Source organism: Ideonella lacteola (assembly GCF_038066555.1).
GTDB classification, from domain to species: domain Bacteria; phylum Pseudomonadota; class Gammaproteobacteria; order Burkholderiales; family Burkholderiaceae_C; genus Ideonella; species Ideonella lacteola.
The window spans coordinates 253,506-276,666 of record NZ_JBBUTG010000006.1 but is presented as its reverse complement, the minus strand read 5'-3'; the positions used below and the strand labels follow the sequence as shown (position 1 = coordinate 276,666).

General features: G+C 66.4%; 18 protein-coding genes. 4 read left to right on the top strand and 14 right to left on the bottom strand.

Features of this window, described 5'->3' with window-relative positions:
* Nucleotides 1-96 precede the first annotated feature (96 nt).
* Entirely contained in the window at nt 97-1,338 is a 1,242-nt protein-coding gene (locus tag AACH06_RS13215; protein ID WP_341426164.1) for a family 8 glycosyl hydrolase, read from the top strand.
* A 51-nt stretch (nt 1,339-1,389) separates the two neighbouring features.
* Here AACH06_RS13215 and AACH06_RS13210 read toward each other — a convergent pair whose 3' ends face one another.
* The 3 genes from AACH06_RS13210 to AACH06_RS13200 form a co-directional block, all read right to left on the bottom strand.
* On the bottom strand, nt 1,390-2,148 hold the full coding sequence (locus AACH06_RS13210; protein WP_341426163.1) for a GntR family transcriptional regulator: 759 nt from the start codon (nt 2,146-2,148) through the stop codon (nt 1,390-1,392).
* A gap of 25 nt (nt 2,149-2,173) precedes the next feature.
* Entirely contained in the window at nt 2,174-2,881 is a 708-nt protein-coding gene (locus AACH06_RS13205) for a DUF6445 family protein (protein WP_341426162.1), read from the bottom strand.
* Nucleotides 2,882-2,966: 85 nt separating this feature from the next.
* Nucleotides 2,967-5,603 carry a TonB-dependent receptor gene (locus AACH06_RS13200; RefSeq protein WP_341426161.1) on the bottom strand — a complete coding sequence of 879 codons (2,637 nt, stop codon included), beginning with the start codon at nt 5,601-5,603 and terminating at the stop codon, nt 2,967-2,969.
* 604 nt (nt 5,604-6,207) lie between these two features.
* Between AACH06_RS13200 and AACH06_RS13195 the strand changes: the two genes are divergently transcribed.
* On the top strand, nt 6,208-8,937 hold the full coding sequence (locus tag AACH06_RS13195; protein WP_341426159.1) for a TonB-dependent receptor: 2,730 nt from the start codon (nt 6,208-6,210) through the stop codon (nt 8,935-8,937).
* Between the two features lie 113 nt (nt 8,938-9,050).
* Here the strand turns inward: AACH06_RS13195 and AACH06_RS13190 are convergent, their stop codons facing one another.
* From AACH06_RS13190 to AACH06_RS13180, 3 genes are read right to left on the bottom strand one after another with little or no spacing between them, the layout of a single operon-like run.
* The gene (locus AACH06_RS13190; RefSeq protein ID WP_341426158.1) at nt 9,051-9,728 is read right to left on the bottom strand and encodes a glutathione S-transferase; all 678 of its coding nucleotides are present in this window, start codon (nt 9,726-9,728) and stop codon (nt 9,051-9,053) included.
* Nucleotides 9,725-11,188, bottom strand: a complete 1,464-nt coding sequence (locus tag AACH06_RS13185) for a sensor domain-containing diguanylate cyclase (protein WP_341426157.1) — start codon at nt 11,186-11,188, stop codon at nt 9,725-9,727. The genes AACH06_RS13190 and AACH06_RS13185 overlap by 4 nt, the downstream gene beginning before the upstream one ends.
* A 50-nt stretch (nt 11,189-11,238) precedes the next feature.
* Nucleotides 11,239-12,546, bottom strand: a complete 1,308-nt coding sequence (locus AACH06_RS13180) for a TIGR03862 family flavoprotein (protein ID WP_341426156.1) — start codon at nt 12,544-12,546, stop codon at nt 11,239-11,241.
* A 53-nt stretch (nt 12,547-12,599) separates the two neighbouring features.
* Between AACH06_RS13180 and AACH06_RS13175 the strand changes: the two genes are divergently transcribed.
* Complete coding sequence (locus AACH06_RS13175; RefSeq protein ID WP_341426155.1) at nt 12,600-13,919, top strand: sensor domain-containing diguanylate cyclase; 1,320 nt, start codon at nt 12,600-12,602, stop codon at nt 13,917-13,919.
* Between the two features lie 34 nt (nt 13,920-13,953).
* Here AACH06_RS13175 and AACH06_RS13170 read toward each other — a convergent pair whose 3' ends face one another.
* A complete protein-coding gene (locus AACH06_RS13170) occupies nt 13,954-14,346 on the bottom strand; it encodes a DUF2917 domain-containing protein (RefSeq protein WP_341426154.1) in 393 nt (130 codons plus the stop codon).
* Nucleotides 14,347-14,495: 149 nt separating this feature from the next.
* Between AACH06_RS13170 and AACH06_RS13165 the strand changes: the two genes are divergently transcribed.
* On the top strand, nt 14,496-16,013 hold the full coding sequence (locus tag AACH06_RS13165) for an aminotransferase-like domain-containing protein (protein ID WP_341426153.1): 1,518 nt from the start codon (nt 14,496-14,498) through the stop codon (nt 16,011-16,013).
* Nucleotides 16,014-16,057: 44 nt separating this feature from the next.
* Here the strand turns inward: AACH06_RS13165 and AACH06_RS13160 are convergent, their stop codons facing one another.
* The 7 genes from AACH06_RS13160 to urtB form a co-directional block, all read right to left on the bottom strand.
* Nucleotides 16,058-16,297 carry a hypothetical protein gene (locus tag AACH06_RS13160; protein WP_341426152.1) on the bottom strand — a complete coding sequence of 80 codons (240 nt, stop codon included), beginning with the start codon at nt 16,295-16,297 and terminating at the stop codon, nt 16,058-16,060.
* Nucleotides 16,294-16,779: a MarR family winged helix-turn-helix transcriptional regulator gene (locus AACH06_RS13155; protein ID WP_341426151.1), complete on the bottom strand. Its 486-nt coding sequence runs from the start codon at nt 16,777-16,779 to the stop codon at nt 16,294-16,296. Before AACH06_RS13155 ends, AACH06_RS13160 begins: the two co-directional genes overlap by 4 nt.
* An 87-nt stretch (nt 16,780-16,866) precedes the next feature.
* Nucleotides 16,867-18,252 (bottom strand): Ig domain-containing protein, encoded by a 1,386-nt coding sequence (locus AACH06_RS13150; protein WP_341426150.1) that lies wholly within the window; start codon nt 18,250-18,252, stop codon nt 16,867-16,869.
* 127 nt (nt 18,253-18,379) lie between these two features.
* On the bottom strand, nt 18,380-19,072 hold the full coding sequence (urtE, locus tag AACH06_RS13145; RefSeq protein WP_341426149.1) for an urea ABC transporter ATP-binding subunit UrtE: 693 nt from the start codon (nt 19,070-19,072) through the stop codon (nt 18,380-18,382).
* 290 nt (nt 19,073-19,362) lie between these two features.
* Nucleotides 19,363-20,244 (bottom strand): urea ABC transporter ATP-binding protein UrtD, encoded by an 882-nt coding sequence (gene urtD / locus AACH06_RS13140; RefSeq protein WP_341426148.1) that lies wholly within the window; start codon nt 20,242-20,244, stop codon nt 19,363-19,365.
* Entirely contained in the window at nt 20,241-21,425 is a 1,185-nt protein-coding gene (gene urtC, locus AACH06_RS13135; protein ID WP_423222025.1) for an urea ABC transporter permease subunit UrtC, read from the bottom strand. Before urtC ends, urtD begins: the two co-directional genes overlap by 4 nt.
* Entirely contained in the window at nt 21,422-23,008 is a 1,587-nt protein-coding gene (urtB, locus tag AACH06_RS13130) for an urea ABC transporter permease subunit UrtB (protein WP_341426147.1), read from the bottom strand. The genes urtC and urtB overlap by 4 nt, the downstream gene beginning before the upstream one ends.
* Nucleotides 23,009-23,161: the final 153 nt, after the last annotated feature.

Here is a 23,161-nt window from a genome sequence, read left to right as displayed (position 1 = left end):
CCCCTGCACGCCAGCCCCGCCCACCAGCCGCCGCACACCTGGCTGACGTGAAGACGCCCCGCGCGTGACACCACCCACATCACAATGAGGAGACCCATGAGCATGTTCCGCCCCACCTCCCCCATCCTGGCCCGCCTGGCCTGGGCCTGTGCACTGGCCTGTGCCAGCGCGGCCGCTGTCGCCGGCAACCGCCCGTTCCCGCAGCACGTGAGCTACACCGCGGGCGTGATCAAGCCCACGCATGTGACGCAGGCGCAGATGGACCAATCGGTGCGCAACCTCTACACGGCGTGGAAGTCGAGCTATCTGCGCAGCGACGGCGGCGATGGCAGCTGGATCAAGTACGACAACACGAACTCGACCGTCTCCGAGGCACACGGCTATGGCATGGTACTGGCCGCCTACATGGACGACCAGGCCGTGTTCGACGAGATGCTGCGCTACTTCCGCAACCACCCCACCGATCAATCGGCCGACCTGATGGCCTGGAAGCAGACGCTGCAGGGCGGCAAGATGGTGGATGTGGAGGGCCGCGACTCGGCCACCGACGGTGACCTGGACGTCGCCTACTCGCTGCTGTTGGCCCATGTGCAGTGGGGCTCGGGCGGCAGCCACGACTACCTCGCGGAGGCTCGCAAGGTGATGTCGGCCATCCTGAAGTTCGACGTCAACCCGAAGAAGAACAACCTGACCGTGGGCAGCTGGGTCAGCGGCACCGACCGCAAATACACGCGGCCGTCCGATTTCATGGCCAGCCACATCCTCGCGTTCGCCCGCTGGGACAGCGCCAACAGCGCTCGTTGGGACGCGGTGCACCAGTCGATCATCAAGGCGGTGAACGACCAGTTCACCCACGGCAGCCAGGACACCGGCATCGTCCCCGACTTCATGGTGCTCAAGAACGGCCTGTGGAAGCCCGTGCCCGGCAAGTGGCTGGAGACGCAGCACGACGGCGACTACAGCTACAACGCCTGCCGCACGCCGTGGCGGCTGGCCATGTCGTACATCGTCGATGGCCACACCGGCCTGCTGGCCTCGCAGCAGAAGACTGCCAGCTGGATCCGCACCAAGACCAACGGTGTGGCCACGAATGTGGACGCGGGCTACTACGTGCTCAACGGCACCAATGGCGAATCGTTTCGCAGCTACGACGATCTGCCCTTCACCGCGCCGATGGCCGTCAACGCCATGCTGGGCGGTGCCGCGGCGCAGACCTGGCTCAACAGCCTGTGGACGTCGATCAATGGCGGTGACTACGGCACCACCACTGGTTACTACGGCGACGCCATCCGCCTGCAGGTGATGCTCACCGTGTCCGGCAACTGGTGGCGGCCATGAGAGCCAGCGTGCCGCCCCCAGCGGGGCGGCGCGAACGGCCTCGGAGCGCGATCAGCCGATCGCGCTCAGCTCGGCGATGAAGTCGTAGGTGTCGCCGCGGTAGAACGACTGCGAGAGCTCCACCGCTCGGCCATCGCGCAGATAGCCCAGGCGCTCGACCAAGAGGCCGGCATCGCCCGGCTGAGCCTGCAGCAGCGCCGCCTGCTCGTCGTTCAGCAGCAACGCGCGCAGGCGTTGCAGCGCCCGCACCGGGCGGTGACCATTGGCTTCGAGCGCATCGTAGAGCGACTCTTTCACCGCCTCGACCGCCGGCAGGGCCGACGCGATCACGGTCGCGTACTCCAACGCCATCGGCGCGTTGTCGGCGAAGCGCAGGCGATGGAAGCGATAGACGGTCGAACCCGGGCTCAAGGCGAGCTTCAGCGCCTCTTCAGGCGACACGGTGCCGGTGGTGCGCTTGAGCCACTCGCTGCGCGGCGTGCGGCCCCGTGAGCGCATGTCCTCGGAGAACGAGGTGAGCTTGGCGAAATTCTTGTCGATGCGGGCACTGACGAAGTTGCCCGAGCCCTGGCGGCTGACCAGCAGCCCCTCTTCGGCCAGGCCATCGATGGCCTTGCGCACCGTGATGCGCGACACCCCCAGGTCCGCCGCCAGCTGACGCTCCGACGGCAGCGCATCGTCCGCCGCCAGGAACTGGCTTTCGATCGCATCGCGCAGCGCCCGCTGCAGTTGCTGGTACAGCGGCTGGCTGGCCGACGTGTCCAGGGCGGACAGCAGGCGCTCGATCAAGGAGGGGTGGGGACGGTTCATTGAGCGGGATTGTCGCCGGCCGGCCTCAGAAGTCATAGAAGGTATTCACCGTCAGCCGTCCTCGGCGGGGATCGCTGCTCAAGCTGCAGGCCGGATTGATGCAGGCGCTGTGCAGCAGACTCCCGGGATAGACCACCAGCCGGTTGAAGCGCGCAGGCATCATGCCGAGGAAGGTGAACCGCTCGTCCGATCGGTCGAAATACCGGGCGGCCGGGCGGCGGAGGTTGACCTCCTGATGATAGACGTCGAGGTAGCGCTCACGGTCGGCCGCGGTGATGCGCTGCAACCCGGTGGCGTTGTGACGGTAGAAGCCCGTTCCGCCGTGCTGGGAGTCGCACAGGTACAACAGCACCGCCATGTAGTGGGGGCTGCTGGCATCGAAATGGGGCGTGCACTGCAGGGGGCCGAGTGCTTCCGGCGCGGTGGTGGTCAGCGAAAAGGCGCTCAACCCCACCTTGACGGGCAAGTCCGCCGGGATCGGGAAGTTGGCCTTGATCAGCGGATCGGCCAGCGCGGTGAGCGCCTGGGTGTAAGCCAGCGGCGCCGGCGCCCGTACGCCGGGGTACCCCTTTTTCTCAGTGACCGAGCCGGCCGCCTCGAACGCACTGGCGCATGCGGCTTCGACCAGGGCATGTGGCTGCTGCAGGAAGTCGTCGATGAAGACCACGGTGTGCCCGCCGATGTTCACCGACTGGACATCGCAAGGCATTCGGACAGAGAAGGCAGGAATCATGGTGGCTCGGCGCTGGCCCGAGTATCACGAAAAAAAAGCCCGGCCGAGGCCGGGCTGTGTCGGTGGCTGGAGATCCAGCCCGTTGTCAGAACTTGACGCTGAGGCCCACGCGGTAGGTGGTTTCGCCCTCAAACGACCAGGCCGGGAAGCCGTTCTTCAGCGAAGCGCGCTGCGCCGCTGCGTTGCCCGCCCCGTACTGCACGTCGTCTTCGGCGGTCAGGTTGATCGCCTCCAGCGACAGGCGCAGGTTCTGGTTGATGTTCCAGCCCAAGCTCAGATCCAGGCTGCCGATGGCATCGTGCATGCGATTGCCATACCAGCCCGTCTCGCGGACCATGTACTTCGAACGCCAGCTGTAGGCCAGACGGGCCGAGTAGCTCTCGTTCTCGAAGTAGCCGACCAGGTTGGCGGTGTGGCGCGACGACAGCGTGAACAGGTTCAGCTCGTCCTGGTAGCTGCTGGACGGTGCCTTCGCATCGGCGTAGGTGTAGTTCAACGCCATGCCAAACCCGTTGCCGAAGGCATGGTTGCCCTGCAGCTCGAGGCCGGTGATGCGGCCGCCGCCGGCATTGATGTAGCGGTTGATCGTCCAGCTGTCGACCCCGGTATCCGGGCTGATGACGCCGACCTTCTGGTTCAACGAGGTCTGGGTCGTCACGAAGTTGTCGATCCGCTTGTGGAAGATCGACGCCGCCAGCAGGTTGCCACGCCCGTAGTAGTACTCGACGCCCAGGTCAAACTGGGTCGACTTCTGCGGCTTGAGGCCCGGCGTGCCGTAGTTGAACGCGTCGTTGCTCGCGTTGGTGTCGTCGAAGCCGACCACCGACGTGAGGAACATGTCGTTGAAGTTCGGCCGGGTGATGGCCTGCGCCGCGGCGAAGCGCAGCTTGGTGCTGCGGCTCAAGTCATAGACGGCGTTCAGGCTGGGCAGCAACTCGCTGTAGGTCGCGCTCTGCGTCGTCTTGTCGGTGCTCCAGCCGTTGTTCTGGCCGATGTCGGTCGTGGGCGTGCCATCGAACACATAGCCCGTGGCCGACACCTTGGTGCGCACATAACGCAGGCCGAAGTTGCCGTGCAGCGCATCCTTCTCGAAATCGAACATGCCGTAGATGGCGCTGTTCTTCTCTTGCAGCTGCGCGTAGGCGGAACGGTCTTCCACCCAGTCGGTGATGTTGGCCGAGGCCAGCGACAGCATCGCGTCGATGTTGGGGCGCGGCACGCTCCAGCCGCCCACCACGTCCAGCGAACCGCTGTACAGGTCGGGGGTGTCACCCGGGATGGCGGTGGCGGCGTGCACGCCACGCTCGCCGGTGCGGGTGAAGGTGTGCTTGGTCGCCCGTGCGCCGGTCTTGAACGAGGTCAACGGGCCCCAATTCACGTCGAACTCGCCGTCGGCCTGGAAGAAGTCTTCCTTGTCCGAGTTGGGGCCGCGGCCCGAAGCCCAGGTTTCGGGCGACGAGGTGGCGGGCAGATCGCCCACGCCGATGGTCTGGTCGGACGACGGATTCACCTTGATCTGGTGGCCGCGCGCATCGATGGTGCCTGTCCAGTACGGCAGCGAGGCGCCCGCCGTCCAGCTGCCGTAGGCAAAGTTGGCGGTCTGATCGGTGCCGCCTTCCGCCTTGGTCGAGCCGCCCACGGCGGACACCCGGAAGCCATCGCCGCGGTACGAGCCATCCAGCACCACGCTGTCAGACGACATTGACGCCGAGCGCACCCAGTTCTGCAGGAAGACGTTGTCGGTGGCGGGCGTGGCCACGTCACGGCTGTGCAGCACACACAGGCCCGATTCGTTGGTCTGCTGGCAGGTGCCGGAGTTGCCGGTGAAGATGTAGTGGCTCGTGTTCGAGTTGTTCGCGTCGAGGTTCAGGTGCAGGTAGTTCAGGCCCACATCGAAGCCTTGCGCGGGCCGCGCCTGCAGCGTCACGTTCAGCGCCTGGCGCTCACGCTCTTGCACGAAGGTGGTGGGCGCGACATCGCCCGACCAGCGCATGTCGGCTTCCACGCCGCGGCGGATGTAGTCGCCCTTTTCCCAGGCGCCGGCGATCAGCACGCCGAAGGTGCGCGCCTCGTTCTTCCAGCTGTACAGGCCCGAGACATCGAGCGACGGCTCGCTGATCGAGCCATCGCCGTAGTGGATGCTGCCGAAGACGGCGTTCGCCTCCATGTCCAGCGGCTTGCGGGTCTTGACGATCACCGTGCCGCCGATGCCGCCTTCGGTCAGGTCGGCCTGGGAGGACTTGTACACCTCCATGCCGCCGATCAGTTCCGCGGGCAGCAAGGAGTAGTTGAACGAACGGTCGATGGCCTTCTGGTCATACCAGCCGGTGGAGGCCACGGTCTGGCCGTTCAGCGTGGTGTAGGTCATCTGCGGGTCGGTGCCGCGGATCGACACCGAGGCGCCCTGGCCGAAGTCGCGCCCCACCGACACGCCAGGGATGCGACCCAGGCTTTCGCCGACGTCCGAGTCCGGCAGCTTGCCCACGTCTTCGGCGGACACGGCGTCCACCACCGCATTGGCGTTCTTCTTGACGTTGACCGCTGTTTCGAGCGACGCGCGAATGCCCGTCACCACGATCTTGGTGGCGCCTTGATCGGCGGGTTCAGCGGCGGCCGGTGCGGCGGGCGCGGGCGTTTCCGCCTGCTGCGCCTGAGCGGCCAGGGTGGCACCCATCAGCACGAGCGCAACGGCTGAAGCGATGGGGGTGGGTTTACTTTTCATGCTTATCACCTTCGGGTTGGACCTCTGCATGCACCGCGACCGGGCGATATGACTCCCCAGGGCGCCCCTCGCACCCTGACTGGAGCGGGTTGACGGCGACGGCGCACTCACAACCCTCTACCAGCGATGCATGCCACTATGATACCAATAGATGCCACTTTGGTACCACCTAGTAGAAACGAGCGCATGCCTTTGACCTAACGGGCCAAATGCATGAAACACCTCCAGTGGGTCCATCACACCATCCAGGCTCTCCCTGGGCCCGGCAAACAACTTGCTACAAACCCGCCGACGCTCTTCAAGCCGGCGATGCGACAGTGACATCTTCGGAACACCACCGGGCGACCGGCCCACGCCAACCGGTGGTTGACTGCTTCAGGTGCGCGACAGCACCAAATTGAATACCAATCACGTACCAAACCGAATACCAGATGCACCGGTTTGAGCAAACCGCTCCCAATTGCGATGCTTCACTGGCGCAGTCCACATTCCTCCGCCGCTCTCCAATCAGGCATTCCCCTAGTAGAAAGTGGTAGCTAACTGGCATTCATTGGTAGTACATTGGTACGTATCGGATGTTCGCTTGACAGCTCTGGAGGGGTCTATGAAAGCTCAACTGACACCAATTGCCGCCGCGGCGGCTCTGCTCCTGCTTCACACCGCCACGGTGGCGCAATCGGCGGCCCAGCCCACAGCGGCCGCAGACGACAAAGTCGAGCGCGTCGAAGTGATTGGCATCCGCGCCTCACAGCAGAAATCTCTGCAGACCAAGCGTGACGCCGACGGGCACGTGGACGTCATCACCGCCGAGGACATCGGCAAGATGCCGGACAAGAACGTGGCTGACTCACTGCAGCGCGTGCCCGGTGTGACGATCAGCTCGGCCGGTGCGAACGAGGGCGGCTTTGATGAGAACGACCGCGTCAGCATGCGCGGCACCAACCCCAGCCTGACCCAGACCCTGATCAACGGCCACCCGGTGGCCTCGGGCGATTGGTTCGTGTTGAACCAAAGCGACAACGCCGGCCGCAGCGTCAGCTTCTCGATGCTGCCGTCCGAGATCGTGGGCAGCGTGGTGGTGCACAAGTCGTCGCAAGCCAGCGACGTCGAAGGCGGTGTCGTCGGTAACGTCAACATCATCACCCGCAAGCCGCTGGAGTTCAAAAAGCCCTTCACGCTCGAAATGAGCGCAGGCGTGGTCTACGCGGACCTGCCCGAGCAGACCGACCCCCAGTTCAGCGCACTGTTGAACTGGCGCAACGATGGATCGACCCTCGGCGTGATGGCCCAGGTGTTCTCCGAGAAGCGCCACCTGCGGCGCGACGGTGTTGAAGTCCTCGGCTACAACCAGATCGCCGCAGACAGTGAGGTGGCCAAGGCCCACCCCGATCTGGCCGGCGTGTGGTACCCCCGTTCGACGGGCGTGGCGCTGTTCGAGCAGGTGCGCGAGCGCCAGGGCGGCATGGTCGACGTGCAGTTCAAGCCCCTGGAGAACTGGACCACGGACCTCAGCGGCTTCCTCTCCAAGCTGAACGCCACCAACTACAACCGCAACTACCTGCTGCACGCACCGTTCTTCCTGAACGGTGGTGCGGGGCAGTCCCCCGACGCGGGCTACGTGGTGCGCAACAACACGCTGGTGTCGGCCACGTTCTCACCGGCGCTGAAGCCCGATGGCGTCACGCCCTACTCCTACGGCACTTACGACATGTTGTCTCGGCCGAACGAGCGCGCCGAGACCTCGTTCATCAACTGGGACAACAAGGTCCGCGTCTCGGACGACTTCACCTTCAGCACCAAGCTCGGCCAATCGACCGGCATTGGCGAAACACCCGAGCAGAACCAGGCCTCCTGGGACGTGGGCGGCGGTGGCTCATGGCACCTCAACGGTGTCGACAGCGCACCCAGCTTCTCGATCGGCACGCCGGCGAACAGCCCGGCCGGCTCCGTCCTCGACTGGCTGTGGGGCGCACAGAACGTGCGCATCACCGACACCGACACCTGGGCGCAGTTCGACGGCGAATGGTTCATGGATGCCGGCGTGTTCCGCTCGCTCAAGTTCGGCCTGCGCGCCGCCGAGCACAAGCGCGAATCCGACGGCGTCATTGCGCAAGGCCCCAACTGGGCCGCCGACCCGTTCAACCTCGCCAACTGGCCGCTGGACGACTACAAGAACTACCCCGACAACTTCGGCAAGGGCCTGGGCGGCAACTTCCCGCGCAACGTGTGGTACCTGACGCCGGCCCAACTGGCTGACGCGAACGACCGCCTGGCCAACCGCGACCCGATCGTTCGCGCCTACAAAGAGTGGGATTTCGGTCTGAACGAGAAGAGCAACTCGGCCTACGTGCAAGCCAACCTGGAAGGCGACCACTGGCGCGGGGACGTGGGTGTGCGCTTTGTGGAAACCAAGGAGCACGTGCTGAAGTTCCTGAACATCGGTTTCCCGACCACCCCGCTGCCTGACAACGTGATCACCGGTTCGGCCTTCGGCAACTACGTGCCGACGACCACCGACCACACGTACCACGACATCCTGCCGAGCCTGAACCTGCGCTTCGACATCGCCAAGGATCTGGTCGGCCGCGTCGCCGCGTCCAAGACCATGACCCGGCCCGACTACTCGGCGCTGGCCGGCGCACTCAGCCTGTCGCCGCCGGCGAATCAGGGCGACGTCGGTGGCGGCAGCGGCTCGAACCCGGATCTGAAGCCGATCCGATCGACCAACGTCGATGCCAGCCTGGAGTGGTACTTCGCACCGCGCTCCTTGCTGTCGGCCGGTGTGTTCTACATGAACCTGCAGAGCTACGTGGGCCTGGGTCAATCCGCCCACGAGTACCTGACGTTCGACCAGGCCCATCCGGATGGCTACATGGCACCGTATGTGCTGACGGTGCCGGTGAACAGCAGCGGCAAGGTCAGCGGCATCGAGCTGGCCTACGAGCAGCCGTTCTTCAGCAACTTTGGCGTCGCGGCGAACTACACCTACACCGACGCGAAGGACAAGGACGACAAGCCGATCGTTGGCGCCTCGCGCGACACCTACAACCTGTCCGGCTATTTCGAGAACGACATCTTCAATGCCCGTCTCGCCTACAACTACCGCTCTCACTTCTACAGCGGTCTGGATCGGGCGACGGCGTTCAACCAGGCCGACTTCGGGTCCTTGTCGGCATCGCTCGGCTACAAGTTCAGCGAAGACATTTCGCTCAGCTTCGATGCGCGCAACCTGAACAACCCGAAGCTGAAGTACTACGCGGAGAACCAGGACCAGCCGCGCTCGATCTACATGAACGGCCGGCAGTACTACCTGACGCTGCGCTGGAAGCTCTGATCGTCTGGACCATCACTCCTCGCCCGGTTTGCCGCCGGGCATTTCCAAGGGCGGTTCACACCGCCCTTTTTTGTGGGCGGGCCCAGGCCCGGGGGAAACGCCGAGGCACGCTCTCAGTCCTTGGCGAAGTCGTACGGCCCGCCGCGCTGCAGCGCGCGTTGGTACGCCGGCCTGGCATGGATGCGCTTGAGAAACGCGGCCAGCTTGGGGCGGTTGGCGCCCAGGCCGGCGCGCTGCGCGGCGGCTTCGAGTGGGAAGCTCATCTGGATGTCGGCCGCCGTGAACTGCCGGCCGGCAAACCACTCGCTGCGACCGAGCTCTGCCTCCATGTAGTCCAGCTGGCTTTGGATGTTCGGGTCGACAAAGCTCGACAGCACCTTCTTGGCGATGCCCTTGGCGATCGGCTTGGCAAAGAAGGGCATCGGTGCCGTCATGATGCGGTTGAACACCAGCTTCATCAGCAGCGGGTTCATCGCCGAGCCCTCGGCAAAGTGCAACCAGTAGGTGAACCGCAGTCGCTCGCTCGTACCGGCAGCGGGCCTCAACAGCCCTTCCCCATAGCTGTCGAGCAGGTATTCGATGATCGCGCCGGATTCGGCCACGGTCACGCCGCCATCGGTCAGCACCGGTGACTTGCCCAGTGGGTGCACTGCCTTCAATTCGGGCGGTGCCAGCATCGTGTTCGGGTCGCGCTGGTAGTGCCTGATCTCATAGGGCAGCTCCAGCTCTTCGAGCAGCCACAACACACGCTGCGAGCGCGAGTTGTTCAGGTGGTGCACGGTCAAGGTCATTCGGGAAGGTCCTTTCGTCGGTCGTTCTCGGCATTCGCATGGAACGCCTTCTTCTGCCGGTACATCTGGCCGTCTGCGCGGTGCAACGCCGATTCGAGCCGCTCACCGGGCTGCGACACGGAGATGCCCACCGAAAACCGCAGTGGCTCGCCGCTGTGGAACTGGTTGTTCAGGTCGACCAGTTCGTGCAAGGTCGCGACGAAGTCTTCGGCGGCGCGCTCGTCGCCACCAGGGATGAGCACCGCGAATTCGTCGCCGCCGATGCGGGCCACGGTGGCAGGTGGTCGGGTGGCCTTCGCCAACACCTCACCGACTCGGCGCAACAGCATGTCGCCCGCACGGTGGCCCCGTTCGTCGTTGATCTGCTTGAGGCCATTCAGATCGATGACGACCATGGCCACAGGCTGGGTCTGCTTGCGTTCCAGGCGGTTCAGCTCGTCATCGAAGAACGAGCGGTTGCGCAGCTTGGTGAGCGCATCGTGCTTGCCCAGGAACTCCAGATAGCTCTCGGCGCGCCGGCGGGCCGTGATGTCGGTCAACGACACCTGCACCAGCGACCAATCGTGTTCATGGCCGGGCAGCACCGCGAATTGCAGGTGGACGTGGATCATCTCCCCATCCAGCGCGTAGTTCACCGTCTCACGATGCTGCTGGAGCTTGCCAATCCAGAGATCGATCAACTGCTCGGTGAAAGGCCGCCGCATGTCGTCGCGGAAGATGTCGGGCAGGCGCTTGAGCAGGGTGGCCTTGTCGGGCGCGCGGAACATCGACAGCGTCTGGCTGTTGACATCGACGACTCTGACCTCGGAAATGCACCGGTCGACGAACTCGGGGTGCACATCGGTGAAGACGCGGAAGTCGTCGATGCCTTGGTCTCGCACCTCGTCGATCAGTCGCTTGACGGCACTGAAGTCCTGCACCCACAGAGACACCGGCGAATGCTCGAAGAGGATCTGGGCGTAGCGCTCGCTTCGACGCAGCCGGGCTTGCGCCGCTTCGCGCTCGCTCACATCCTCCAGCGACAGCAGCATGCGCTGCCAGTCTTGCTCATGGCCCGGCAGAACGCGCACTTGCAGGTGGAGGTCGAGCCGCCGGCCATCGAGGGTGTAGTTGACGGTGGGGCCGGCGTAGGTCCGTGCGCCGTTCCACAGCTGCACCAGCTCTTCGACGTGATGGTCGAGCATGTCATCTCGGAACACCCGGTGAAGGTTGGCGACCAAGGTGGCCTGGTCGGCCGCACCAAACAGCTCCAGCGTGCGTCGATTGACACGGACGACCTTCAGCTCTCGGCTGCACAGGGCCACGCGACTGCGGTCGGCACGCAAAAAGGCCCGAAGGTCGTTCACCCCTTCGGCCCGCCATTGCGAGAACAGCCGGGCCAGCCCGCTGAAGTCTTCCAGCCACAGGGACACCGGGGCCAGCTCGAACATCGAGGCAAAGTCGTCATCGTCAGGCTTCATCGCCACACATCCCCGGCCGCCAGGCGCTCAACCCGAGTCTCGCACGCAGGTCAGGGTTCCGTGGCCGCGCGAGCATCGCGCGTGGCCAGCAATCCGCGGGCCGCCACCACCGCGCTGGCGAAGCACGCACTCAGCAAATAGCCGCCGGTCGGCGCTTCCCAGTCGAGCATCTCGCCCGCCAGCGCGATGGTCGGCCGGGCCGGCCAACGCAGTTGCTCATCCAGCCCATCCAGCCGCACGCCGCCCGCGGTGCTGATGGCCTCGTCGATGGGCCTGGCCGCCCGCAGCGTGAGCGGCAGAGCCTTGATGCGGCGCGCCAGCCAGTCCGCATCCCGTGAGTGGGCCTGCCAATCCGCGGCGTCCACGCCCTCGCGCAGCAACCCGGACTTCACGCCATGCAGCCCCGCCTGCTCGCGCAGGTGATTGGCCAGCGACCGCGCGCCTCGCCCCTTTTGCAGCGCTGCGGTGAGATCCTCGAGCGTGCGCTCCGGCAGCAGATCCAGGTGCAGGGTGGCCGAACCGTTGGCATCGATCTCGTCGCGCAGCCAGGCTGACGCGGCGTAGACCAGGCTGCCCTCGATGCCCGTGGCGGTGACGACGCACTCACCCTTGCGCCGGAACTGGTGCCCCAGGCGATCGGTGAATTCGATCGCCACGCCCTTCAACGGCGCGCCGGCATGCTTGCTGGCCAGGTGCTCGCTCCAGCCGATGTCGAAGCCGCAGTTCGCCGGCCGCAGCGGCGACACCGCGATGCCCGCGGCCTGCAATGGCTGGGCCCATCGCCCGTCCGATCCCAGGCGGGCCCAACTAGCCCCCCCGAGCGCCAGCAGCACCGCCTCCGCCTCGCATTCACGCTCGCCCATCGGGGTATCGAAACGAAGGCGATGCAGGGCGCCGTCGGCATGCTGCAGGCTCGCTGCCTGCCACCGGTGACGCATGTGAAAGCGCACCCCAGCCCCCCGAAGGCGGTGCAGCCAGGCCCTCAGCAGGGGCGCGGCCTTCATCTCCGCCGGGAACACCCGGCCCGAGCTGCCGACAAAGGTCGAGATGCCCAGCCCGGCCGCCCAGTCGCGCAGCGCATCGGGGCCAAAGCGGTCCAGCCAGCGCCGCACCTCGTCGGCACGCTCGCCATAGCGCCCGCCGAACGCCGGCAGCGGCTCAGAGTGGGTCAGGTTCAATCCACCTTTGCCCGCCAGCAGAAACTTGCGCCCGACCGAAGGCATGGCATCGAAAAGATCGACGCTCGCCCCGCCGGCCGCCAGCACTTCCGCCGCCATCAAGCCCGCGGGGCCGCCGCCCACCACCGCCACCCGCCAGGGCGCCAGCGTGGACAAATGTGTATTCGTGTGCACTGTCATCAGGGGCGGCAGTCTATGCGCCACGGGCGCCGGCGTCACAATGATTCGATCCTTTGCCCCAGGCCCGAGCCTTGCTGTTGTTCCTCGATGCCTCCACGACCACCGCCCTGCCCGCGGGGCTGGAGGGTGCCGGCGCGGCGGTCGAACGCTGGCCGCTGGCCGACATCTCCGCTGGCGACGCGGGATCGCTGACGGCGGTAGCCGGCCGCCTCAGCCGGCCGGGCGCCGTGATGGTGCTGGACATCACCAACGTCGAGCAGGCCCAAGCCGCGTTGCGTCAGCTGGCCCTCACTCTGGCGCGCCCTGCGCTGTGGCTGGCCTTGTTGCCCGCCGGCCGCGACCACGAGGCCGAGGCCTGGTGGCACCAGGGCGCGTTTGACGCCGTGGCGCGGGATGACACGGCGGCGTTCCTCAGGGCACTGCGCCGCACCCGCGCCCGGCTTCAAGACCCCGTGACCGACGGGCCCGAGTTGGCCACGCTGACCCGGCTGAAGGCGCAGATCCACGCGATGCAGGCCAGCCTCGACAACATTCCCGCCCCGATCTTCGCGAAGGACGCCGACGGGGTGTACACCGGCTGCAACCAGGCCTTTGTGGACTACCTGGGCTTGCCCCGCGAGCAAATCATTGGCAAGACCGTCTTTGACGTGGCCCCGCCTCATCTGGCCGACGTGTACGACCAGGCGGACCGACAGCTACTGGCGAGCGGGGGAAGGCAGGTCTACGAAGCCCAGGTGAAGTGGGCCGACGGCAACCTGCGCGACGTGATCTTTCACAAGGCGGTGTTCCACGATGCCCACGGCGCCGTGGCGGGGCAGGCCGGGGCGATCTTCGACATCACCGAGCGCAAACGGCTCGAATCGGGGTTGCGTGAGCTGGCCCAGACCGACCCATTGACCGGCCTGTTGAATCGCCGCTGCTTCATCGAGCGGGCCGGTGTGCAGCTGGCCGAAGCCCGGCACCTGCGCGAAGCCGTGGCGGTGCTGCTGTTCGACATCGATCACTTCAAGCAGATCAACGACATCCACGGCCACGCGGCCGGCGATGCGATGCTGCGCCACCTCGCGAACCTGGGCCGCCAGCACCTGCGCGGCAACGATCTCTTCGCCCGCATCGGGGGCGACGAGTTCGCCATCGTGCTGGGCGGCGCAAATGACGTGCGTGCGGTGGCGGCCCGACTGCCATCACGGGTGGCGGCCACCCCGCTGTCGTTCGACGGGCGCGAGCTGGCCTGCGGCATCAGCCTTGGCGCGGCCGTGGTCATGGCCGACGACCACGACATCGATTCGGCTTTGCGTCGCGCCGATGCCGCGCTCTACGAAGCCAAGCGCCAGGGCCGCGGCCGGTCGGTGGTGTTCGACGGCCACCGCTGAGTCGGTCTCGCAGGGGCCTGCGGCGCGCCGGCCCTCAGGTGCCGCGCAGGCGGGCCAGCCAAGCGGGCGCCCCGCGGGGCACCTCGGCGACGGCGCCCGGCACCAGCATCACCACCGCGCGCTCACCAGACAGTCGCGGCTCAGCCTCGATCAGCACGCCCTCCACAGTGGCCAGCGGGCTGTTCCAGACCGGCTCCGGCAGCCAGATGCTCTGCCCGGCACGCAAAAAGAGGTCGTCTTCGCACCCCGGCCAGGTGACCCACGCTCCGCCGCGCAGCACCTTGAGCTGGAGGCGTGGGCGTCGGCGAGCCGGCCACCACCGGTGCATCGTCCGGCCAGGTTCACCGTGGGCGGGAGACAAACGCAGCGCACGCCCCGGTGGCAGATGCACGGGCCGCTGCAATGGCGTGGGATCAAACGGGTTCATGGCGCCACGGTAGGCCGGCGGCTGCGGGCCGCCAAGGCACAGAACCGCACAGATGGCGCGCACAGCGGTCACGCCGCCGAGCCTGTACCGGTCGCTCGTGGGGACATCTGTACTGGTCGGGCGGGCGCCGTCCGCCCCACAATCGAGCGATGGAGTTGCCGCCACCTGCCCCATCGGACGCCCCGCTCTATCGCCAATTGGTCGATCGCATCGCGCGCTTGATTCAGGCTGGCGCGCTGCACCGCGGGGACAGGCTGCCCTCGGTGCGGGACATGGCGCAGCAGCAAGGGGTGTCGCTAGCCACCGTGCTGGCCGCCTACCGGGAGCTCGAGGCCCAACGGCTGCTCGAAGCCCGGCCACGCTCAGGCTACTTTGTCGCCGCGCAGTTGCCCCCGCCTGCCCGCAAACGTCCGATGCTCTCGCTGGCGGTGCCCGAGATCACCCAGCCTCCGGCGGAATCCCAAGCTGTGGATGTGACCAGCCTGGTCGAGCGGGTGATGGGCGCCGCGTCAGATCCGAGCATCGTGTCGTTCGGTGCAGCCTGCCCCGGCGGCGACCTGTTCCCCACCGATCGTTTGCGGCGGGCCGTGGTACGCGCCACCCAGCGCCACCAGGCTTCGCTGGCGCGCTATCCCTTCCCGCCCGGTGTGGCGCCGCTGCGAGACGCGATCGCTCTTCGGGCGCTGAATCTCGGTTGCAGCCTGGACCCGAGCCAGATCCTGGTCACCAACGGCTGCCTGGAGTCGATCAGCCTGTGCCTGCGCGCCGTGACCCAGCCGGGCGACGTGGTGGCACTCGAATCGCCCACCTACTTCGGCCTGCTGCAGGCGCTGGAGAGCCTGCACCTGCGGGCACTGGAGATCCCGACCCATCCACGCACCGGCCTCTCGCTGCCGGCGCTGGAGCTGGCGCTCGACACCCAGCCGGTGAAGGCCCTGCTCACCGTGCCGACGTTGTCCAACCCGCTGGGTGCGACGATGCCGCTCGCGGCACGCCGCGCGCTGGTGCAACTGGCGCGCGCCCGGCAGTTGCCGATCATCGAAGACGTGCTCTACAACGAGCTGCACGAGCGGGCCGAGCACCGGCGGGCGTTGAAGTCGTTCGACACCACCGGGCAGGTCATGATCTGCGGATCGTTCTCGAAGACGATCGCACCCGGCCTTCGGCTCGGCTGGGTCGAAGCCGGCCGGTGGTCGGCTCAGGTGCGGCGGCTGAAAGGCGCGCTGAGCGGCGGCCACACCGAGCTGATCGAACACGCGATGACCGAAGCCTTGAGCCAGCCAGGGCTGGAGCAGGCGCTGCGGCAACTGCGCGCCACCATCGGGCACCGCATCCAGCAGGCACGGCGCCTGGTGGCTGCCAGCTTCCCGGCAGGCACGAAGGTGACCTCACCGGAAGGCGGTTTCATCCTGTGGCTGGAGATGCCGGCGGCGCTGAACGCGGTCGAGCTGTTCGAGGCTGCCCTGCGCGAAGGCATCTGCATCGCCCCCGGCCCGATGTTCAGCACCAGCCAGCGCTATCACCACTGCGTTCGGTTGGGCCTGGGCCGCAGTTGGGGCCCCGCCGAGCAGCAGGCGCTGCAACGAGTGGGCGAGCTGGCGCGGCGCATGCTGGAGCAGTCGCGCCCGCCGCTGGGCGACAGCGAGCCCTTGCGCCGCGCGGCGTGAGCGTGGCCTGGGTGGGGCGCCGCCTCTCACCACATCTCGACCCCTCAACTCGCCGCCGCCCGCACCCGGGGGTGCTGCGCCCACGCCGGCATGCGGGCCATGTAGGCCAGCGTGCGCTGCTCGGCCGTCGGTCGGTCGAGTGCGGCGTCTTCACGCAAGGCCCACTGCACCATCCGCTCGAAGCGGGTCTCGAAATCCTGCAGTTGCCCGTGGCTGTCGACGCAATAGGAACAATAACGGCCAGTGTCGATCGACATGCCGCAGCTCTCACACGAATGGCTCATGGTTCAGGGTCTCCGAGGGGTGGGACGAGGGGCACCGGCCGCGCTGCGCTCGAAGGCGGTGGCATGGCCTGAATCAAGTGCTGCATCGCCTGCAGCAGCAGATCGCGCTGCGCCGCGTCGAGCGTCGCGGCGGCGGTGGCCAGGCGGGGCGTGTCGAGCACCTCGATGGCCTCGTCGAGCATCTGCCGTCCCGCAGCGCTGAGCCAGATCTCGGCACGCCGCGCATCGGCAGGGTCGATCTGCCGCGCCAGCCAGCCCTGCGCCTCCAGCGCCGCCACCTTGGCGCTCAAGGTGGACAAGGCCCGGCCAAAGTGCTGAGCCATGTCCGACAGGGTCATGGGCCCGGCCTGCGCCAGGTGCAACAACAGCGCCGTGGTTTCGGGCGAGAGCTTGTCCCGCCCATCGTCGATACGCCGCACGGCCACCCGGTACAGCTCACGGTACAGCGCACCGAACTGCCGCGCAAAACGTTGTTCGTCCATGTCGCGAGTATCGCGACAGCGAATTGCTTCGAACAGACCGAAGCATCGACCGGCGTCGGTGGAAGCACCGACGCCTTTCATCGTCTATCAATCAGCAATGCTATATCCAACGATCGTCGAATGCGACAGCACCATAGAGCCCTTGGTGGCCGTCCATTCAACTTCGACGAGGCAAACGGCCTGGCTTATGGTCGGGGTCCCGGACAGCTGACCGGTCTCCGCATTGATCGTGAAGGGACTGAAGCCACTGCAGGAGCTGCGCGTGTGATCCATCTCGAAGTGCATGACGTATCCGCCATCGCGCAATGCCGTCGGCAGGCTCGGCATCTGAACAAAGGGTTGCCCCACCTTGCCGTTCACGTCGGGATAGACGACCAACGGTGCATCGAACCAGTAGCTGTAGACCGCTCCGACCTCGACCGCCTGACCGGCGTGAGTAATCCGGCCGATAACCGTAACATTGCCGCTTAGGTTGTTGTCGTCAACGGCCATGCCGGAAATCTCGCCGGTCGCTGAATTCAGACTCAACCCGGCTGGCAATTCGTCATTGCCGTACAAGGAGTACTGAATCGAGTCACCGGCCTTCGGCGAATAGCCCGTCCAAGTCGGAGTTACGGGCATCATCGGCTCGCCCCATGCTTGTTGGTCGGTATTCAACTCGTACTTCAGTTCGGGGGGAACCACACGAAACGCCAGGCTGTTCGAAACCGAGCCGTCGAACCCGGACACGCTCAGCTCGATGCCGACGAAGTAGTCTCCCGTTTCCATCGGAACGCCTGACACGACACAACTATGGCGGTCGAGGCTCAGACCGGCAGGCAAGGTTCCGCTGCGAAGCTTGCACGTCGGCTCGTTCCCCTCGAGACCTGAAATGTTCGGACGCATCGTGGTGTCGGACCACAGGTACGCGTCGGACTGCGCAGAATAGCCAAAGTCGACTTGAAGGTCTTGGCTGGCACCGCCACCGCATCCCGACAACCAAAGACCAGAAAAGGAAGTGACAGCAGCCAACGCTGCCCACCGGCGAAAAGAAGGAAACATGCTTGAGAGATGGACATTGCCCTGTCCAGTCCTCTTCCCGAGGACTGCGTGCCGGTGCGCATGGTTCGGCGCACAGACTTGCCTGGCAGGGATTCGCGCGACCGAGATTCTCCCCTGAGCACGACTCAAATGTGACAGATCGTCTGTCGAGAACCGTGAACAGATTGGCCGCCCGCAGGCCGCATGCACAACGATCCAGGGCTTCGTCAGCACCAGCGACAGCGCGTGGGCAAAGCCATCGTTGTAGCTGCCGGCCAGGCGGGTCCTCATCAGCACGACGCACGCTGAGCGTGTACCCGCCGGCGCGGCGGCCACGGCATTGCGCTTGAGCGAGCCAGTCATGCCGCCACCCAAGTAGCCCGACAGCGTGCCACGCACGGTAGCGGCATCGATGTCAGCCGCCAGCGACTTCAGACTCAGCTTGCGGCTCATTGACGACAGGGGGTTGTTTGGCCCGCAGGCAACGAACTGCAGGCCCCGCTCGGCCGGGCCTGGACCGTCGAGCGTGAGGAAATCAGGGGCACCGTAGAGCCCGACCGGGAAGCAGCGGTGCGCGACTTCAGATCGACATCAACGCCCGAACGCCGTTGGCCTCCATCTCGCTGCCACGGCCGCGGGCGATGATCTCGCCGCGCTCCATCACGAGGTACTGGTCGGCCAGCTCGGCGGCGAAGTCGTAGTACTGCTCGACCAGCACGATGGCCATGGTCCGGCGGTCGGCCAGCCAGCGGATGACGCGGCCAATGTCCTTGATGATGCTGGGCTGGATGCCTTCAGTGGGCTCGTCCAGGATGAGCAGCTTCGGGCCCGCCGCCAAAGCGCGGGCGATGGCAAGCTGCTGTTGCTGGCCGCCCGACAGATCGCCTCCGCGTCGGCCGAGCATCTGCTTGAGCACCGGAAACAGCTCGAACAACTCCGCCGGGATCGGTGTGTGGCCCGGCTTGGTGGCCAGGCCCATGCGCAGGTTGTCTTCGACCGTGAGGCGACCGAAGATTTCTCGGCCTTGCGGCACATAGCCGATGCCCCGACGTGCCCGCTCGTAGGAAGTGGCGCGCGTGATGTCGGAGCCGTCGAGCTTGATGCTGCCGCTCTTGACCGGCACCACGCCCATCAGGCTCTTGAGCAGCGTGGTCTTGCCGACGCCGTTGCGACCGAGCACGACGGTGACTTCGCCGAGCTTGGCTTCGAAACTCAGGCCCCGCAGGATGTGCGAGCCACCGTAGTACTGGTTCAGAGAGTCGACACTCAGCACGTCAATGCTCCAGGCCTGCGCAAGCCGATGGTGCCGTGGGACCGGCTCCGTTCATGTCCCCCGCCGCCATCGCCCACCACCGAAGAAGGCCTTGCGTTGAATGGGCACCACCGCGCCGGATCAGGGCAGCGGGGTGCTCTGCGCAGCGAAGTAGAGGAGGAGCTGGCAGCCGAAGGCTGGCGGCGGGGGACACGAGCGGAGCAGAGTGCCCCGCTGCCCCGATCTCGCTGCCACCGCTGCCCACGCCGACTGGCCGGACGCACCCCAGGCGCATGTGCTTTGTCTTCATCTCATCGCCCAAGGTACACCTCGACCACCTGCTGATTCGCCTGCACGTCAGACAAGGTGCCCTCGGCCAGCACACGACCCTCGTGCAGCACCGTCACCTTCTTCCAACCTTCGGTGAGCTGCTCGACGAACTTCATGTCGTGCTCGACCACCACCAGCGAGTGCTGGCCTTCCAGCGAAAGAAAAAGCTCCGCGGTGCGCTCGGTTTCTTCGTCGGTCATGCCGGCCACCGGCTCATCGAGCAGCAGCAGCTTCGGGTCCTGCATCAGCAGCATGCCGATCTCCAGCCACTGCTTCTGGCCGTGGCTGAGCAAGCCCGCGGTGCGCTGCGCCTGCGCGGTGAGGTGGATCAGTGCCATCACCTCGCCGATGCGATCGAGCTGCTCGCCACTCAGCCGAGAAAACAGGCTGGCTCGCACCCGGCGATCGGCGGCGAGCGCCAGCTCCAGGTTCTCGAAGACGCTCAGTTGCTCGTAGACGGTGGGCTTCTGGAACTTGCGGCCGATCCCGATCTGGGCGATGGCGTTTTCGCGCAGGCGCAGCAGATCGATGTTCTGGCCGAAGGTGGCGCTGCCGGCGTCGGGCCGGGTCTTGCCGGTGATGACATCCATCATCGTTGTCTTGCCGGCACCGTTGGGCCCGATGATGCAGCGCAACTCGCCCACGTTGATCGCCAGGCTCAAGGCGTTCAGCGCGCGAAACCCATCGAAGCTGACGGTGATGTCGTCCAGGTAGAGCGCCACGCCGTGCGCGAAGTCGGGCTCGTCGCCCCGCACCGGCCGGCCAAACGAGGCCGAACGGCCGCCCGAGCCACCGCGCGTCTGCTCGTGCTCGCGCCAATGCTGAAGGCGCTCGGCGCCCGCCGTCTGAAGATCGGGGGTCATGCGCCCTCCTCCCCGCGGCGGCCACGAAGCCGCGCTGCCAGACCGATCAGCCCTTGGGGCAGGAACAGCGTCACGGCGATGAACAGCGCACCGAGGAAGTAGAGCCAGAACTCCGGCACCACCTGGGTGAACCAGCTCTTGGCCCCGTTGACGAAGAAGGCCCCGATGATCGGGCCGATCAGCGTGCCACGGCCGCCGACCGCCGCCCAGATCGCCATCTCGATCGACGCCGCGGGGCTCATTTCACTGGGGTTAATGATGCCCACCTGCGGCACGTACAGCGCGCCGGCCACGCCACACATCACCGCCGAGAGCGTCCAGATGGCCAGCTTGTAGGCCAGCGGGTCGTAGCCGGTGAACATGACGCGGCTCTCGGCATCACGAATGGCCTGCAGCACCCGCCCGAACTTGCTCGCCACGATGGCGCGCGCCATGAGAAAGAAACCGATGAGCGTGAGGCCGGTCAGAACGAACAACCCCATGCGCATGCCCGGCGTGGCGATGGGCTGACCCAGGATGCGCTTGAAATCGGTGAAGCCGTTGTTGCCCCCGAAGCCGGTTTCGTTGCGGAAGAACAGCAGCATCGCGGCGAAGGTCATCGCCTGGGTGATGATCGAGAAGTACACCCCCTTGATGCGCGAGCGGAACGCGAAGAAGCCGAACACGAAAGCCAGCAGGCCAGGGACCAAGACCACCAGCAGCATCTGCGCGACGAAGTTGTCCGAGACCGTCCAATGCCAGGGCAGCGTCTTCCAGTCGAGAAACACCATGAAATCGGGCAGGTCGCTGGCGTAGTTGCCATCGCGGCCGATCTGGCGCATCAGGTACATGCCCATCGCATAGCCGCCGAGTGCAAAGAACAGGCCATGGCCCAGCGAGAGGATGCCGGTGTAGCCCCACACCAAGTCCATCGCGAGGGCACAAATGGCGTAGCACATGATCTTGCCGGTGAGGCCAACGGCGTAGTCGCTCAGGTGCAGCGGATGGCCTTCAGGCACCAGCAGATTGGCGATCGGCACCAGCACGGCCACCACCAACATCGCCGCCAGCACGCCCGCCCAGCCCCGCGTCGTCAGCAGCCGCGTGCGGCCGGCGGGCCACGCCACCGGGCCGGGTGTCGGCGTGGCAGCGGGGGCAGCGGGAGCAGCGGCCGCGGTGGGCGTCATCGCGTCGGGCCTCATGCTTCGGCACTCCGGCCCTTCATCGCGAAGAGACCTTGCGGCCGCTTCTGGATGAACACGACGATGAACACCAGCACCATGATCTTAGCCAGCACGGCGCCGGCCCATCCTTCCAGCAACTTGTTCAGCACACCCAGCCCGAGCGCCGCCAGCACGGTGCCGGCGAGTTGGCCCACGCCGCCCAGCACGACGACCATGAACGAATCGACGATGTAGTTCTGCCCCAGGTCCGGGCCCACGTTGCCCACCTGGCTGAGTGCGCAGCCGGCGAGACCGGCGATGCCGGCGCCGAGCGAGAAGGCGTAGGTGTCGATGCGGGCGGTGTTGACGCCCACGCACGCAGCCATGCGGCGGTTCTGGGTGACGCTGCGAACGAACAACCCGAGGCGCGTGCGCGCGATCAGCAGCGCCACGCCCGCCAGCACGAGCAGTGCGAAGACGATGATGGCCAGCCGGTTGAACGGCAGGGTCAGGTTGCTCGTGACGGCCACGCCACCAGACAGCCATGCCGGGTTCTCCACCGGCACGTTCTGCGCGCCAAAGACGGACCGCACGGTTTGCATCAGCACCAGGCTGATGCCCCAGGTGGCCAGCAGCGTCTCCAGCGGCCGACCGTACAGCCAGCGGATCACGCCACGCTCCATCACCGCACCCACCAGCGCCGCCACGGCGAACGAGGTCGGCACGGCGAGCCAAAGATAGTGGTCGAACCACCCGGGGGCGTGCGCCTTGAACAAGTTCTGCACCACGTAGGTGGCATAGGCGCCGACCATCATCAACTCGCCGTGCGCCATGTTGATCACGCCCATCAAGCCGTACGTGATGGCCAGGCCCAGCGCCACCAGCAGCAGGATCGAGCCGAGGCTCAGGCCGGTGAACACCACCCCCAGTCGCTCACCCCATGTGAGGCGGCTCGACACCTGGTCGAGCGATTGGCGCAACACGGCGCGCACATTCGGATCAGGCTCCACGCCATCGATCAGGCGCTCGGCCAGCAGCGCCTTCACGGCCGGCTCGTCGCTGCGGCCCAGCGCACTGGCTGCCTCGATGCGCTTGACCGCGTCGACCGAGGCGACGAGCACGCCGGCCCGCATCAAGCCCAGCCGGGCCTTGAGCGCCGGGTCCGCCTCGCCGGCCCAAGCCTTGTCGAGCAGCGGCAGCTGGCTCTCGTCCAGCGATTGGCGCGCCAGCTCGGCGATGGCCGCCGCCCTCGTCTCGCGCTCGGGCGACAGCAGCTGCAGCGATGCCAGGGCCCCTTGCAGCGCACCGCGCATGCGGTTGTTGTTGACCACGTCTTCGGCATCGGCCGGCACCGGCGCGCCGGCCCCGGTGACGGCATCGACCGCGTGGTCTCCCTCCACGATCAGCACCTGATTCGGCGTCAGCTTGACGGCATCGTCCAGCAGCGCGCGGACGAACCGGGCCAGCGCGCTGTCGCCACTGGCCGCGGCCTCGTTCAGCGCCGCGATGCGTTCGTCCGTCTCACCCGCGGCGATGGCCCGCGCCTGGGGCTGGGTCAAGGCGTGGGCCAGAGGCACCGCCCAGGCCAGCCACAGGCACAGAAGAACACGCAAACCTCTCATGAACACGAGTTCGTTCTTTCATCAGGCCACGCTCGACGCGTGAGACCGACAGCAACGGCAGACAAACGCCCCGGGCGCCAGCAGGGAGGGCTCGCCCCGACGTCTGCCCGAAGGTTGCCCGACGGCGGGATCGGGGGTGCCGAGACCCCCGAC